This is a genomic window from Pseudomonas sp. AC463 (assembly GCF_979253585.1).
In genome coordinates, this window is sequence record NZ_CEEDDZ010000298.1 from 1 (window position 1) to 337 (window position 337).

Genomic DNA, 337 nt, shown 5'->3' on the forward strand with positions numbered 1-337 from the left:
TTCGATCAGATGCTCGATCTCATGATCGGTGATCGCGGGGATGACGGGCGAGATCGAGACGTATGTCGGCACCCCCGCCGCCGACAGCGTCGCTACCGCTTTCAGCCGCCGTTCGGGATGTGGCGCACGCGGCTCCACCGTGCCCGCCACCTTGGGATCGAGCGAGGTCACCGACATGCACACGGCCGCCAGGCCCTTCGCCGCCATCGGCGCGAGGATGTCCAGATCGCGCACGACGCGGTCGGATTTCGTCGTGATCGTCACCGGATGGTCCGTCTCCGCCAGCACCTCCAGGATCGACCGCGTCACCCGCCACTCGCGCTCGATCGGCTGGTAC

The 337-nt window shown here is 67.4% G+C and carries 1 protein-coding gene; it reads right to left on the reverse strand.

The annotated features are described in order from the left end of the window. On the reverse strand, window positions 1-337 hold a 337-nt coding region (locus tag AC0IYH_RS30230; RefSeq protein WP_471837814.1), incomplete at both ends, for a radical SAM protein.